The organism is Pseudomonas sp. NFIX28 (assembly GCF_900107395.1).
Lineage (GTDB): Bacteria > Pseudomonadota > Gammaproteobacteria > Pseudomonadales > Pseudomonadaceae > Aquipseudomonas.
This window is the reverse complement of sequence record NZ_FNPW01000001.1, coordinates 473,631-489,923: the sequence shown is the minus strand read 5'-3', so window position 1 is coordinate 489,923 and position 16,293 is coordinate 473,631. Positions and strand designations below refer to the sequence as shown.

Sequence of the window (16,293 nt, the reverse complement as noted above, 5' to 3'; positions counted from 1 at the left end):
CGCAATAAAAACTAGAAGGTATTACCGATGAACGCTACCACTGTTACATCAGAAGCATACAATCTGTCTTCCATTTCATCTGCCGTAAACGACAGAACCGGAGGGGTGGATGTTTCCGTATCTCTTGGGCGAATCAGTTGCGGCCTGCAAGATCCGGCGACATTTGAATTGATGATTTATTCAAACCCCGGAAACCCCAGCAGCAACTACTATGGATTTGGCGGCAACTGGATTATCAACTCACCGCGCATTGACTTCAGAAATCAGGTCATTTACTTCGGCAATGGAAAATCAGCACGCTATACCGACAACTTCTTGTTGGAATACAACTTTATCAAGGACCTGAATATTGAGAGGAAGCATATCGTCGACGGCTCGGTGTCTTATTGGAACACCATCATCACTTACAAAAATGGCACAGTGGAATATTACAATGAGCTTGGGGTGATTACCCAACTTTTTTCCGCCAGCGGTCACTGCCTGAACTTTTCTTATGAAAGCGCTCCCGGAGAGACTTACCAGGCCCTATCAAAAGTTTATGACGGCTATGGCAACGAACTTTTGATTGATTACGGCGTGGCGCCGCCCGGTTCGACGGAACGAGTTGTGACCGTTACACAACTTTGCGCCGGAGAGCGGAGCACGACCAAGGTCTATATTCAGCGAAATATAAATCAGGACATTGTAAAAAGCATCTCACTGCCAAACAATCACAATCAGCGCTTTTATTTTGACTACACAGTTAAAGAGGATCGCCTTGTATATCTATCGCGAATTACAAAACCCACCGGACAAGCACAGGAATTTACTTACAGCAGCATCAACTACAACAACTCCCAGACTGTTTATGTCGTATCCAAGCTGGAAATCATGGGTAACGATCCTGTACGCAGCGACAAGGCTACAGTGACCTATGAGTACAGCAGTAATAATTTCACCGGCTATCCACTGGTAAAAAACCAGGTAGCCGGACGTGACAACTGTATCTATCGTGATGACGACTTCACCTACAGCGTCACCGAAGGGCACGATGACATCAAAATCAAAAGAACCTTCAATCGCTTTCATCTACTCATCGAAGAAGAACACATCAATGCGCTGAGCGGCGTTCGACATTCATTGACTTCCTTCATCTACCCGACCGTAGAGGGTGTAGATATAAACGGACAGCCTGAAAACTTTTCGCTCTGGGCAAGAAAAACTACGCTGTATACCAATGCTTCTGGCGGTGCTCGAGAGGTTTTCGAAACCCGTAGTTTCGATGTATTCGGCAACTTGCTGTCTCACCGGGATGCCTCCGGTGTCATTACGACCAACACCTATTACCCTGCCGACTCCAGTCAGGAGGATGGTTGCCCGCCCACCCAGCATGGGTTTTTCGTTTGTCACCTGAAGCGCTCCGTGAACAAGCCAGAAATTTACACGGGGGAGATGAAGACGCTGGAGTTCAAATATAAAGAAGTGCTGGGGCTTCCTTATATCTCTCCAGTACTCTCTACCCCACCCACAGTCGTAAGGCCATACATGGTGCGTGCCGTAGAGTCCAAAGCAAACGGCGTCACACTGTCCACGGCCGACTATATTGCCGCCACCGATGAAACCACTGCTAATGCGCGGATCTTCGTCGGCATGCAAGCCTGGGAAAAACTTCCCTCGCAAAACAAGCCTTATACCATCACTTACACATACTCCAAGGTAATGGAACTGGCCAGGATCCAGACCTCGTACCGCTCGTCGGATGTCGAGGAAACCTTGGAAAAAACCTCATCAAGAACCTTCAGCCTGTGTTCCGGCCTCACTTATGAAGAACAGGACTTCAATGGCGCCATCACCCAATACCAATACGATGCAGAGAACCGCTTAGTCAAGAAAACGAATTTCTCCGGTACCGCCTGGCAACAGGAAGAACACTACAGCTACGAGTATTATAAGAACATCGATGCGACTTATGGCTATCAGAATGTAATCACTACTACCAAAGCCAATGGCATGCAGCTCACCAGCTATATCAATTTCAACAACCAACTTAGCTATTCCTTGGAGACCCGCCCTCAGGGTGCTGAATACTGCATCAAGAAACTGCAATACTTCCCTAGCGGCCTGATTGCATCGGAGACCGCTTATGACAAAGTACTTTACCCTTCAGGAGCTGAAGTCACCGTCAATAACACTACCCGCTATACTTATGTTTCAAGAGAGCTGGTCCGAATTCTCAATCCGGATGAAACGACAGACACCATCGTGCGAAACAAGGTGCTCAATACAGAGGACCACCAGCGACGAAACGGAGCGATTTATAGAGTTGCTTATGATAATGCCGGAAATATCACATCGCTGGCGCTGATTACCCATGATCAAAATAATGAAATCGTTACCTATCTGGAACAAACCACGTACGACGGTTTTGGCCGAACGTCGGCGACCGTCAATCGTACAGGCGGACGCTCAAGTTATGATTATGATCATTTTGATCGACTTCTTAGGAAAACAGTACATGACTCCGATGGCAATGGCCGCGTAGACACCAACATTTACACTTACGATTCAGCCTTGCAGAACATGAATCTTCCGACGTCGGTCATCAGCAGAACCTCACTCAACACCCAGCAGGAAGTGATACTGAACTCTCGGCGATACTACGATGGTTTTGGTCGTCTCATTGAACAGGACAATCAAACGTTCAGCTACGCGCAGCCCTATTACACTCACCCCTCGCGTTGCTCTGATACTTATGACGCCGCAAATACCCTGACAACGTTTGACCCGATCACTCTGATGACAAACACCGTGGTCAAGACACTGGCTCAGACCCCGGAGACCAGACTTAACTACAGCTATGACAGGCAAACTGGCTTGATCACGCAAGCACAGGCTGTTCGCTCGGGTGTCGAAACGGCCAACTTTCAATACTCCTATGACGCTAAGGGAGCATTGACCCAAACCAGGCGTACCTATGCGAACGGAACATCAGTGACCACCGAAAAGACTTATTCAGTCAGCGGCGAACGGGTCATGACGGCAACCAACCATCTGGGGAAGTTGCAGCGCTATCACTATGATGATTACGGTCGTTTGTGGGTAAAACAATATGAGGGGCTGGGCATCAAACTGGTTGCCACCTATCGCCTCGACGGAACCCTGTATCGCATCACTGTTGAAAGCAACAAATTTCTTGACCAAGATCGGTACTTGGCCATTATGTATTTTGAATATGATGCGTTCAATTTCGAGTCTCGCAGGGAGTTGGCGGTCTGTACGAATGGCTCAATGACGACTGTTCTCGATACCACCACGGTGCATGGCAATAACCAGCTTGTTACCTCTCGGAACCTCAGCAAGGGCGAAGCATCCACCGACAATATCGATTATGCCTATACCTACCTGGGAGCATATGGCCACTTACGCTCTTCCAACTTGACAAAAGGCACTTCGGCGCCGTCGGTGACCAACTACAACTTCGCAGGCGGACAGCGATTTAGCACCATTGAAGTCACTGATCATAATCCGTTGCATTATGGTTATCGAGAAGATCGGGTAGACAGTTTGAATAATGGTGAAAGTACCAGGCTCATCCGAAGTGACTTTGCCGGGAATATAATCGACAGTCCGGAGGCTGCCCCCTACTCTCGCCATTTCGTCTACGATGCCTCCAACAGCCTGATTTCATGTCACACGCCCAACGATAACCAAACCTTTCAGTATTTGTATGAGCCCCTTGGCAACCTAAGCCAGATTCTCAGCGACAACGAAAGCATCACCTACATTTATGACGACGATACGGTCATTGGTGAAATCAGCGGTAACACCAAAACCTTGTACCTGTCATTCGGCAATATGCTCCTTGGGCGCTATATCCAACGCGGCGATCAGGAAGAACTTGAACTCTTCGGTACGGATACTGCTGGAACAGTACGGAGTGTCACCAAGTGTTTGCCTGGAGGGACGACCTTGCAGACCGTCTATCACGACTATTCAGATTTCGGCGAACGTCGCGCCTGGTAATACCAAACGCAATTCCTATGCCGAATAAACCAGAGCCTGCCATTCATGGCAGCCCTCCAGTTTTTCATCAAACAGGTCTCGATCGGCGCCTTCAATTGAAACAAACAGGTGAATCAACATGACAACCGCTAACAACATTTCCACCACCGCTGCGTTCTTGGTCGACAGTAATACCCGTGGCTTCAATGGTTTTATTCATGACTGTGTGTCTAACACTTATCTGTTGGGTAACGGCTATCGCGCCTACAGCCCAATGTTGCGTACATTCTATTCACCCGACAGCCTGAGCCCGTTCGGAGCAGCCGGTATCAATCGATATCAGTACTGCCAGCTGGACCCGATCAACTACATAGACCCCACGGGTCATATCAGCTGGCAAGCCGTGGGTGGAACCATCCTTGGAATAGTGGGCACAGTAGCCGGTGTGGTGCTTGCTATTCCTACCGGTGGAGCCAGCCTGTCTTTAACGGCATTGGCCATCGGGGTCGCGGCTGCCGGTCTTGGTTTGAGCGCCATCGGCACGGGAATCGCCTCGGCTGTCTATGACGCGCGGGGCGACATCAAATATGCCGAACAACTGGGGTGGATATCCTATGGGTTGGGCGCAGCTTCCTTCGCCGTCGGTGCGGGATTGGGCGGCGGAACGGCAAATCTTTTGCAAGGCAGCGGCGTTCTGACCACATTGACAGGCTCCGGCCTGATATTCGCAGGAGTGGCGAGCGACAGCCCTGCCCTGAGAGGCGTTGGATTTGCCTTTACGTTGGCGGGGATCGGTATGGTCCTGGGTGGTGGAATATTGTCAAAATTCCCTGCCAGGGCCTTGGGCATGCCCCGCGGGCTTTCCTATCCGCCCAATCAACCCGGCATTTTGTCCAACATCGGTTTACGGTCGATCCAACCCGGCATTCGACCTGGGCTCAGCACAGGGCTGATCTAAACGACTCGCCGTGCAGCGCCCGAGCCAAAAAGCTCGGGGTGCTGTTTTAGATCAGGCACGACTCTTCAAAGACGCCGCCGGTATGCATTAGCACATCCGGCGGCGCTTTTCTTACCATTAATCCGCGCAAAGTCGACACCGTCGACGTTGGACTTGGCCCATCTCCCGGCATCAATACCGGCACCCGGAGGCCGGGACAAGCCCCTCCTGGCTCACCTTGCCCTGGGCAGGCCCGCCTCGGGCATATCCTTAAGTGCCGCATTTAGCCTGAAGCTGTCGCCCGGCCATCGCTTGATCGCAAAAGTGGGGCAGCCCATGCAGCAAAACACTGCAACCGTGCGCCAGGCAGTCGAGAGGCCTGATGACCCACCGCGGTAAAAAACGTCTAGAGGAACTGAAGGAACCGGATCGCGCCGCCACCATTCCTGGATGCAGCAACCGACAAGATCTGGCAGGAGAGACCGGACCCCAGGCTAAGTCACGGAGTGGGTCGGTCGAGCAATGATTTGGCGCCACCGCTGCGCTGTATGAAAGCTGATTTTTACCAAACGGCAACAACGCCGCTGTAGGAGCGGGCCGGTGAAACCCGCATCGTTAGCAGGGAAGGCGCAACAGAAACGCTCCGCAAGAAAGCGAGCGGACTGAATCCTGGTGTTAGTCCAGAACTCGATCCGCTCAATTGTGGAAGATCAGTTGTGAGGTCTTTCGGGGTACCGGGCTTGGTCAATCAAGCTGCGAGCAAACTGAACGAGTTCCAAAAGGGAAACGTGTGTATCTGCCATGCTTGCGGATGTAAGGACCTGAGTCTCGTCGACAACGCCAAGCTTCTTGAGCCCGTCAAAAACATCGATGACATCTAGCGTGTCTCTAAGCTGGACGACACCGTAGTCCAACTCTTCGAATGCTTCAGATACAACGTTCTGTTGTAGACGCGATAGCTGTTCGATCTCGACAAGCAGCCTGTCCAGCTTGTTTAGTTTTGCACTGGTTGTGTATTTTGCTTTTTGATAGTCGTTTACCTCTTCAAGTGTGCTTACCAACGGAAAGGCCGGGGCATAAGTAAAGCCTGTCGCGACCTCAATGCCTTTTTTGGCAAGGCCGCTCGATGCTGATTGCAGTACTTTTTTTCCGACAAAAAGTCCCCCTTCCCTTGCGCTAAAGATTTCTTGCAGTGGTCGCAGGACTTTTGCAACGAGGTAGGGGTCAAAAACTTCTTTATCTACAGATTTTCGTATCTTCGAAGTCTTGGGATAAAGTGTTTTCTGGACCTTCGCTTTGCCGCCTATTTTAGAAAAGGCCTTATCGCTAACTTCTTTCATCAGCGTTTTACCGGCCAGCCCAATACCTGCACCTGCTGCAGCACCGATTCCCGTCCCCACCCCTGGAAAAACCAAAGTACCAAGTGCTGCGCCAGCAATTGACGCCCCAGCCGTTATACCCACACCAAGCGCCATCTCGGAGCTGGCTTTCACGGCAAAAAGAGCCGTGTGTTTTCTGGCTTCACGCTTGAATACTTCAGGATCGAGTTGCCCTTTCATGAATTCGATTATTTCATTAATCTGTTTTTGGCAGGCCGAACGAAACAAATGAGCCTTGATAATCGCTTCTGGTGCGTCATAAGTTCTCCACTTGTATCTGGGGTCTTCGAAATCATTCTCCATCGTGGAGACATCATGATCGATAGTAGAGCTGTCAAGAGAGTTTTCGACGCTACCAGATTCAATTCCGGGCAAACCGACTTCAGTCGAGGATGCAAGCGTTTCGGAAGCAGAAGACTGTTCGTCGGATAGAACATTGCTGGGGCTGCCACTTTCGCTGAACGACCTGCTAATTCTTGCTCTTTTATCGTTGACAGAATCTTCGGTCTTACCAAGAAACCAGTTCTTTCTCAGCTCCGCTGTCTGTGCTCGGTTATTTGGCATTCCATGTAACTCCCTATTTTGTTTGTAGCCATAGTGGGTTGTTATTGGCGCTATTATTTAGAGGACAAGGCCTGGGCCTGTTTTCGATGCTAGGGCGGCGAATTAACCACCGCAATGCGAAGTACTAAATCAGATGATTGTGTGGCTAGAATAAAACCGCTTCCGCTTTTGGCTTGATGTCGACCTCAAGGCCAGACAACTTTCAACGGGCTTTCCAGCCAGGGCAGTAACAATTGTTCTCTCGACCAGGGCAGATCCGCTAACAACACGTCACAGGCATCCGGCTCCACTTGCACATGCACCTGTCGTTCCTTCCAATACAGGCTGCCAGGACGTTGCAGAAACCAACGACGTAGATCGTCGGCGCTGCATCTTGCCAATGTCGGGATTTGTGCTGGTAGCGATTGTAAAAGCGGGTCCAGGCTGGCCAGTACCGTCGCATCCGGTTCTGCCCATGGAAACAGCGGGGTTTCCAGCGTCAAGCCGCAGATCAACTTGGTCAGCGGTGTGCGCCATTCGCCCTGCATCCGGTCGCCCCATAACCACCCGTCCAGCCAGCACACGGCCTGGCATTGCGCACTCTTGTCGACAAAGCGGTCTTCGACCAGCAGCCCCAAACGGCGAAACATACCGGGCAGAAAGGGCCAGAGCAGGACCAGGCCGGCGTTATCGACGAGCATCTCCTCGGGCATAGCTGTCGCTTGGTCTTCGCCGGTTGCCCCTTGACGCCCTGATGGTCTAGAAGCGGAGCCAGGCTCCACGAGAGATCGGGTCGGGCCTGTCGGAATCTGGCCCGGTTGTACGGCTCCAGCGGGCACCAGGACCTGGCCCTGCCGAGTTGCCATCGGCAGCGACTCAGGCGCAACAGGCGATAGTTCAGGGGCTTCCAGCCCTTGCCCTTCTCCCTCCCCCAGAAGCCGATGCAAGCGCTGACGGTTTGCAGGGCTCAAGTAAGGGGCAAGGTGCTGCCATTGCCCGGACTCGAGGTAAAGCAAGCGCAACCACCCCGCTAATGCGGACGATGGCAGATGCCCGGACAGTTGAACGAGCGCATCGGCCAGGAGCGGTAGCACCCGGGGGGACAATTTGCGCGACGGTAACAAGCGCTCCACAAACCAGGGGTTGTCCGGCATCGGGATCTCGCAGGGAGTCCGCCGCACCTGCGTCAATAATGCCCCCACCATCAGACAGAAGGCCCAGGCCGGCTTGTCCTGAGCCGGCCATTGCGCCCTGCGGTCAAACAACAGTCCGCAAACCTCGCTCAAACTCGCGTCACCTGCACTTTGCACCAGGCGCGCCACAGCGTTCGGCTTCAAGATGCATTCAGCGAGCAGCAAACGCCATGCGCCAGGTTCGGCCTTGAGCTGCGCCAGCAGCCAAGCATCTGATGAACAGGCCAAGTGCTCGCTCAAGGCAGCGGTTGCAACACCACTTTTCAGGAAACCCGCAAACTGCGACAAGACCGTTTGCGCAACTGCAGGACGAAGCTCGGCTTTCGCCTTGCGCACCTTGGCCGACATTGGCAGAGGGGAATCGCTTACCAGCATGCCCCGCTCATCCGCCAGCTTGATGCTCGAATCGGCCGGCCAGTCCGCAGTCCCCGCCGGGGAAACACCTGAGTCGAGCAGTGCGCCGGCCATCACGGGTTGCAGCTTCGCCGCCAGGGCTGATAGCAACCGCTGGCAAAACTGCGTGTCGAACTGCGCCAGGGTTATCTCGCCCAAGTCCAGCATCATAGGGGGCAACCTAAGGGGTGGGGCCGCCTCGCCTATCGGCTGCATCAATGTCGCCAGCTCTCTTCGCCACTGCTGATGGAACAGGCGTCGGCAACGCTTGAGCAAGGGCTCGGCCAAGTCCAAATGCACATCAAGTATGATGCGAAGTTTTCCTACGCTATTCAAATAAATACCCTTCCCTGATTATCTCCAACAAGTTTTATGAAACAACTATGAAAGACTGCTTTGCTTCAGATTTCAAAGCCCTTGATTACGAAGCACAGGTGTCATGAAACCTATTACCAGGAGCATCGATTAAAGATCGAGGCCTCGTGTTGCGCCAGGTAGGCTTCATGTGTCGCACTCTTTTACAGTTTCCTTCGCACCAAAAATCTCACTTGGAAACCGGCACTGAATATTACAATTTCATAATGAATGCCAATATATAATACGGAGGAACTGTGTTTACAGAGTGCGAGTGTGCCGACTGTTCTGCACTGCCACCATGCGAATGAGCCTGCCCTCCCCCTGTAGTTGAAGTGTATGAAAGCACGCTAGTACTCAAACCATCGTTATGCCCATTTGCATTAATCACATTAGTCTTGCCACTTGGCTTTCCATAGCGCACGGAGCCATAGTAGGACATCAAATCGCCCCAGTTATAATAATTAGTTAGTTGAAGCCCACCTAAATGGTTATGTCCTGGTATCTGACTACCGGTCAATGTATGGGGATTAACTGTTACTCTGATCGACGGTTGGCTCGAGCTAGTGTTAACCGTGCTCGACTTGTTGTTCGCTGCACCATCTACCACTTCACTGCTTCGGCCTGAAACTTCAGATAAATTTCCCCCAAGAATAAAGCGATTCCGTAAATCCGGACGACCTCCGGTGCCATCGCACAGCGCCCACCCTGCAGGAATCACTGCCCCCGAAAACATGACGATCAATCCACTGGGGATACCAGCATTCGGTGCAACCTCCAACTTACCGTTGGCCATCGTCAGGCTGGTACCGTGATTAACCCCCACCACGTTGTCATTAACCGTAATCCCTTTAGCGGGATCTGCCACAACAGCATTCACCCGCCCCCAGGCAGTAAATACCGTCGCGCCATCGTGCTTGGCTCTTAACCACATTCCGCCCACAGCGTTGAAGTAGATCTGCGTACAGTCGTTACTGTTGCTGCTGCCATGAGAAAACATCATCAAGAACGCATTTCCCGCCAAGCCGTTGGCGGTGGCTGGTCGATTCAGATACGTCGATCCATTAGACACCGCGTACACCCCAACTCGATAGGCGGGAGGTACAACAGTGTTAAAGTCGACACCGTCAGAAAGCGCACTAGGTGGTGCGGCAAAAGAATCCGCCACTTCCAACTTGCCATTAGCCACTTTCAGACTGGCTCCGAAATCAACACCGATACCGCTGACATCCACTTTAATGCCTTTGCTCGAATCAGCGACAATACCCACACCATTGGCATCAACCTTAATGCCCTTACTCACATCGGGAATAACGCCAACACCATCGCCATCAACCCGGACCCCGCTCTCGGCTTTTGGCCGCACTGCCAGCTTCTGCGAACTGTCCAGTTGCAGACCGATACCGGGTACACCGTCCTGCGCCGGTGACAACCCCACCGCTTTACGTCCCGTGTCTGCAATATCGATCAAGTCGGAAAAGTTCGATGCCAAAGGGACTTTCTGCACCCCAAATATATCCTTGAGGGTTTCAACACTAGGGCCTACAGCATTCTCCGGAACAGTATCAACCATTTTCATATTCCTTCTGATATTAGTTTAAATGCACACTCACCCGCCCCTCAGGACTTTCGCCCTGAAGTTTCTATCAATCTGCAAATACCGATAAGAATCTCAAGCAACCAACAAGCGAGTTTTATGGGCTGCCATTCGCCATGCTAAACAGCACTCACCGCAATCATATTCGCTCAAATGCATTGAATGATCGGATACGTATTGCAACGCCAGTTCCTGATTCAGGTTGCCAAGAAAATAAAAACCTGACAATCCAAAGTCTGAATTCGCTCTGGCGGGAATTCTTTTTTACTAAAAACAGCCAATGATGACCGTCTCAAACCAGCGGCAGCACAACTTCATGCCAAGTAAGCATGAGCCAATGGCAGCTCAACGCCTGAACCAGACTGCTACCCATTCATATATTTAGAGGGGCGGTGTATAGAGCAGTACATTCTCTTCGATATAGTCAAAATCCCAGTCGGGTTGGGTGGCGGTTATCTGTTGCTGTTCGGTCGCAATACGCATGGCATTGATCCCCTGCTCTCCCGTCGGCAGCATACCGAGCGCTAACAACCGCATCAGGTTATAAGACAGCTCTCCCAACTGAACATTTTTTTGTGTCTGCCAACGTGCATAAGTCCAGGCAAAGTCCTTGAACGCCACATCACTTAACCAGAGCAGTTGAGCCGATACATGACAAGGCAATTCATCCTGAATGATGTTCTTGATCCAGGCCTCGATCACATAGGGGTCTATTGCGTTGGCCAGCAGGTCGCTATTGAAGACCAGGCTCACATCAAAAGAAAAACGGTCGGTAATTTCAGTCTCGATTACATGCCATCGATAGTTTTGCTGCTGCTCTGGTGCCGGTAATGCCGGACCCGACTTCCATTCAATCCGCAACTGCCTATTGATGGTATTTATCTCCACAACCCTGGCATGGGTCACCGTGATCGCATCGCCATCCTTGGTAGACTTCAGATAAATCGCAATAGTGTCGTCATTCTGCAGATTCCGTGGGAAAGGCTCGGTTTCAATCCAGGGCCGTAGGTGATCCAGTGGCTGATCTTGGACATATGTAAAGTCATACGTCATTTCCTTGAGCCACAGTTTGCTGTTGGACCAGCGTAGCGTTTGCTGCGACTGTGCCTCCATCAGTTGCTCGAGGCTGCTGGACAGTTGACGGTTATCGTGCAAATCCAGATGAACGGTATTGCCTGCAACTTTGGCCACCATGCAGGCAGGAACTTTGTACGAAGAGTTATCTTCGTCCAGAATAACCAACTCAATCAACAGTCCTGGCCTCAATCCCGTCACCTCATCGTCCAAGGTCAGAATCAACCATGAAGGGGAGTCCGGATCGTCAACCGTGACGAGACTCAGGGGTTGCAACTCGTCATAGCGTGCATCGGGTTGCTGCGGCAACAAGCTAATATGCTCGACCAAATAGAATGGCAGGTTTCCCAATTCCATCTCTGCCGCTGCAACGAACAGTTCCTTTCCCAGGCCTAGTCGTGCCGCAATGCGCCGTTGGAGTGCAGATACGGCACCGGTGCGGAACTGATTGCGGGCATAACCCAAGACGCTGTGTTGTTTTAGATAACCTCGTTGAATAGTCAGAAAGTCGTCGTTGGATACATTTTTCAGCAACGTCCTGTTTGAACGGCTGTCACCGAAATATCCCAGCAGATAACCAATGATCGAAAGCTCTTTGTCGAAGTCCTGGCGTTGTTCTTTAATCCATTGTTTGAGCTGGCCCGAGTAATCGGCATGAACCGTATTGGCCAAAGCACCATCGCTAAACGGCCATTGCCCTCCCATGACCAGGCCATCCTCAGAGGCACTACGGTCAAATGCCAGCAAATGCGGCAGATTGGCTAACTGATCGCAACCGTTGGCCAGCAACTGCTCGAACGGTAATAGGAACTGGTGCAGATGTTGTACCTGGGTCACGGTGCTGGGCTGCTGCAAGCGATAGCAAGGTGGAATCTTGTCGCTGACTGGGTAGTTGCGCCCCGGATCACGGTAACGTCCGTATGGCAGCAATACAGGTTGTTCGTTGATCAGTGCAACCTTGGGCAGTGCCTGTTCAATTTCCGCTTTGCTGGCTTTCAACTGCTGTCCACGCTTCATCAGCTTGACCTGAATACCGTCGGCCAGCACCGCTAGTGGATCTTCCCCCCACAGACGAACAGACATGCCGGCCGGCAGGACCGCCTCCCAGCCTCCCGACGCAAAATTCAATATTTCCAGGCGCTTCACTCCTTCCATTGCCAACAGCGCACTGGCCAGGGGATTGATGCTCAAGGTGGAGTCCGCTGCATAATCCCGGGACACTGGTAACACCGTGATCCAGCCATGCTGAAGTCGGGGCCCTTGATATATCGCTTCGTTGCTCAGTCCCTGCGCAGCCAGTTCAGCTGCGCAATAGCGCTGGGGTTGAGGGCTCAGGTAGGATTCCAAGGCTGTATAGATATTGGCCAGCACCGTTGCCGGCTCGCAAAAGTCATCTTCCAACTCGATGGTCAGCTCAACGTTCACTTCGTGTGGCTGCAGCCAGGTAATGGGGCCGGCGTACTCACAGACATTGCGGTTGTCCGCAAGAAACGCTCGCAACGCCAGCTCGGCATCGGCTTGCTTTACCCCCCGATTCAATTCGACCAGCAGTCGGTAGCCACCCTGCAGAATGAATAGTTGAGGTTCCGCACCCTCGCTATCCGGGCGCCGAAAATGAAACTCGCGAAACACGGGGTCGAACCAATAGCTGTAATGATCTTCGCTTTTCTCATCCAGTAATAACAACTGGACATCGCGAAAGTAGAAGTTTCCGCTGGAATCGCCACTGCTGTGCAGATCCAGAATGGCCCGACGATAGTCATCCACGGTGACAGGCGAGCCGGTCAGAACCTGATGTGGGCCAAAATCGGCAGGAAACAGTCCTTCCCCGCTCTGTTGCCTGGATGTGAGCAAATCACTCAACGGCAAGGTATGCCGATAGGCCAGGTCCGAAACGGCAAAACTCATGCCTTGCAATAAAGTAATACCCGGATCGTGCTCGGCGGTATCGCTCCAACTGTCCCTCGCGTAATAGCCGAGGTCCAGTTGAGCCTGTTGCCACAACTGATCAAAGTGAATGGACTTGCGAACTGGTATTGAGGATGCGATGGAGTCCTTCATATGTTCCCCTGAAAATAAGATTGGACAAGTAGACGTCCACTGATAATTAACTCAGCGAGTCAGGCTGCCGGCACACTTTTTACCACCCTAGTTTAGAATTCGCTCCCAGCGCGGAACCAACACCCGAGTTGGGGCGCACTCGACTGATTGCATGGCGTCATTCAATGTAAGTCTTACTACACGCTCGACGCATTGTTGCTGCTGAATAAATGCCAGCACTTCATAATAATCAAGCCGGCCTCCCGGTTTCGCTTCACTGCGCCCATCCCACGCCCAAGGTATATAGCGCTGAAGCAAGGTTTGACTCAACATACGATAGCCGTATTCAGGACTGATCGCGTGATGAAACTCAATTTCATACTTTCCTAGCACATCGATATATATTGGGTTGGCCAAGTTAAGTTTGACCCATGGTGAAGTTCTATCCTGCAAGTAACGACGCATTGCGTCCAGGCGAGCCATGTTAAAAACAGGCCGCAACGGGTCTGTGTTATCCATATGACCATGATTGGGAATAACCGTTATGGTTTGCAGATCTGACGAATGCGGATCCGTAAATCCCCCCTCGGTCGGCGTGTAGACTTCGTGAATTTCCGGGAACTGCTCCAGCAGCAAGGCGCGCATGTCTTTCCAGCTCTGCCCTCGCCCACGATGCGAAAGCTGCCAAGCAACTCGCTGGTGAAATACCGCAGGTGATTCGGGCGCCCTCCCTCCCGTAGAAGGCCATGGCTGTATGACGCTATCCAAGCCGTCAATGGTTTGTACTGCCTGGACGATCGTGCCGGCCGGCAACGGTCGATCGAAATGCATGACATCCAGCGTCTCGCCACGGCTCAAGGTGGCGGTCATGCTATTGACCAGCACAGCCTGCAACCATGGATAGCTCGAGGTGTCCGGGGTGTTGGTATCCCCTGGCGGCGTGACCAGGATACGAATCCAGTGGCGTCCCGCCGGCATCCATGGAGCATGGTCCGCTGCATCCGCCGGTAACGATGCCATCCACAACCCGGAATCGAACAAGCCTCCAGTTCCGTCGGCGACCGTCGCATTCAACGACCGCCACCGATTCGCCCGGTCCAGATATTGAAAACCCAATTCAAGCAATTGCGGACTTTGTAGTTTCCAGTAGAGGGAGAGCTGCTGCCCGGGCTGCATGGAACTGAACCCCAGATAGAGCTGCGGCAGATCAGTGGCGCCTCCCTCAGTATCGGTGTCTCTGTAGCCGAAAGGAGTCAATAGATATTGCATGCCCAGCTCTGTGTCCAAGGCACTGTATTCAACATCCAGGCCCTTCCACTGCGGCGTATAGGGCGGATTCAACATGGCTCCGGTTGACGATTGCGCCTCGAACTGCTGATGCAAAAAACCCTGGCCGGCCAATTCCAGCCGCACTTTGCTACTCCAGTCTTCAGGATCCGCACTGTCGCTAGGCTGGGCAGGAAGATTGCTGAATGGAGGAAGGTTCAACGGGATACCGGCTGGAGCCCCGGAGCCGACGGCAAACAGGGGAATCCTCGATCCCAGGTTTTCCCAACCATTTTCGCTGTAGATCTTGGGCTGCACGGTGAACTCCTGATTCGTTGCAGGAGCGTCGTCATAGCCCTGATACCAATCGCTGAAGCTCTGGCTGGGCAACCCTTGCCATTGAGGAGTCAATGTCACGCTAAACGGGGTGGACTTACGGCACCAGTCCGCGGCCATCAGACTGATGAAACTGATCTCCGGTACCGGCATCTCGCCAAAGGGAAGACAGGCTCGGTCAAGCGAATGGCTACCACTGTCGGTACGGAACCGTACCTGCGTAGCATGTGCCACCTTTACCGCGATGCTGGCAACCAGTGGAACAGGCAGGCCATCTCTGCGGCTTAACCTCAATATGGGAGTGGCGAGAGAAAACCCATCGAGGCCGTTGGCCGGCGCCATCGCCGGCGCGTCGGCTCCCAGACTAAAGCTGTACCCCTGTTCCCGAGTCAAGCGGACCCAACCGTTGACCGTACTGACGTCGGCGTATATCTCACCTGGAGCCGGGCTGGAGGCAAAGTCGATGCGGATAGTCCGCTTGCCTTCTGAAAGGGCCAAGACATCGGAGGCCACTACGCGCCCGGTAATGACCGGTACTTCCGGATTGGTGTCCGCCGAGAACAGACGACTACCCTGCTGCGGCCACGCAAGCCCCTGGCGGGCATCTTGCAATACACAAGAGAACAGACTCCCCTCGTGAGGCCTACACCAGCGCACGTCGGTCAACTGGCCCTGATTAGCCTGCAATGGTTGATCCAGCTGATACTGAATGGAAGTGCCCTGGCTGTCCTGGCCAGCATCGAACAGGCTTCCCTTCTCGAGCAACAACTGCGAGGTATTTCCTTTCAAACGAAAGGACAACACCACTCTATCGGGTTCCGCCGCACGCTCCTTCAGACCCAGGAAATCTCGATAGTAGAGCTGGCGATGGGCTGCCGGCAGACTATTGAACAACGCTGCCGGGGTCTCCAGTTGACGTAACAGAACCAACAGGAATGCTTGTTGCGGAACCAACTGGCCGTCGGACAGTTCAGCAGAACCATACAAGGTAGCCAGCCGCTGGATATCTTCAACTCCGCCTGGAAAGAGCACCTGTGCCCAACTGTTTTGCGGACGACCCGCAAACGGAATTCGACTCGCATACTCGAACACATAGTTCAAACGCTGCTCGATGGTTCGATCATCCAACTTGAAATGTTCGTCCTGCGACATCGCTATTAAATTCGACATAAGCCATGTTCCTTTTCACAACATTCGAAA

At 52.5% G+C, this 16,293-nt stretch carries 7 protein-coding genes; 2 read left to right on the top strand and 5 right to left on the bottom strand.

Features of this window, described 5'->3' with window-relative positions:
- The first annotated feature begins 27 nt into the window (after positions 1-27).
- Both BLV20_RS02165 and BLV20_RS02160 read left to right on the top strand, forming a co-directional pair.
- On the top strand, positions 28-4,002 hold the full coding sequence (locus tag BLV20_RS02165) for an RHS repeat domain-containing protein (RefSeq protein ID WP_139192666.1): 3,975 nt from the start codon (positions 28-30) through the stop codon (positions 4,000-4,002).
- A 118-nt stretch (positions 4,003-4,120) separates the two neighbouring features.
- Complete coding sequence (locus BLV20_RS02160; RefSeq protein WP_092296333.1) at positions 4,121-4,939, top strand: RHS repeat-associated core domain-containing protein; 819 nt, start codon at positions 4,121-4,123, stop codon at positions 4,937-4,939.
- A 689-nt stretch (positions 4,940-5,628) separates the two neighbouring features.
- Here BLV20_RS02160 and BLV20_RS02155 read toward each other — a convergent pair.
- The 5 genes from BLV20_RS02155 to BLV20_RS02135 all read right to left on the bottom strand — a co-directional run bounded on the left by BLV20_RS02155 (position 5,629) and on the right by BLV20_RS02135 (position 16,263).
- Positions 5,629-6,861: a hypothetical protein gene (locus BLV20_RS02155; RefSeq protein ID WP_139192665.1), complete on the bottom strand. Its 1,233-nt coding sequence runs from the start codon at positions 6,859-6,861 to the stop codon at positions 5,629-5,631.
- 185 nt (positions 6,862-7,046) lie between these two features.
- Positions 7,047-8,762, bottom strand: coding sequence for a contractile injection system tape measure protein (locus BLV20_RS02150; RefSeq protein WP_139192664.1), 1,716 nt, complete (start codon positions 8,760-8,762; stop codon positions 7,047-7,049).
- Between the two features lie 232 nt (positions 8,763-8,994).
- On the bottom strand, positions 8,995-10,353 hold the full coding sequence (locus BLV20_RS30810; RefSeq protein ID WP_139192663.1) for a phage tail protein: 1,359 nt from the start codon (positions 10,351-10,353) through the stop codon (positions 8,995-8,997).
- A 405-nt stretch (positions 10,354-10,758) separates the two neighbouring features.
- Positions 10,759-13,512 carry a hypothetical protein gene (locus BLV20_RS02140; RefSeq protein WP_092296321.1) on the bottom strand — a complete coding sequence of 918 codons (2,754 nt, stop codon included), beginning with the start codon at positions 13,510-13,512 and terminating at the stop codon, positions 10,759-10,761.
- Between the two features lie 87 nt (positions 13,513-13,599).
- Positions 13,600-16,263, bottom strand: coding sequence for a baseplate J/gp47 family protein (locus BLV20_RS02135; protein WP_092296318.1), 2,664 nt, complete (start codon positions 16,261-16,263; stop codon positions 13,600-13,602).
- Between the last annotated feature and the right edge of the window lie 30 nt (positions 16,264-16,293).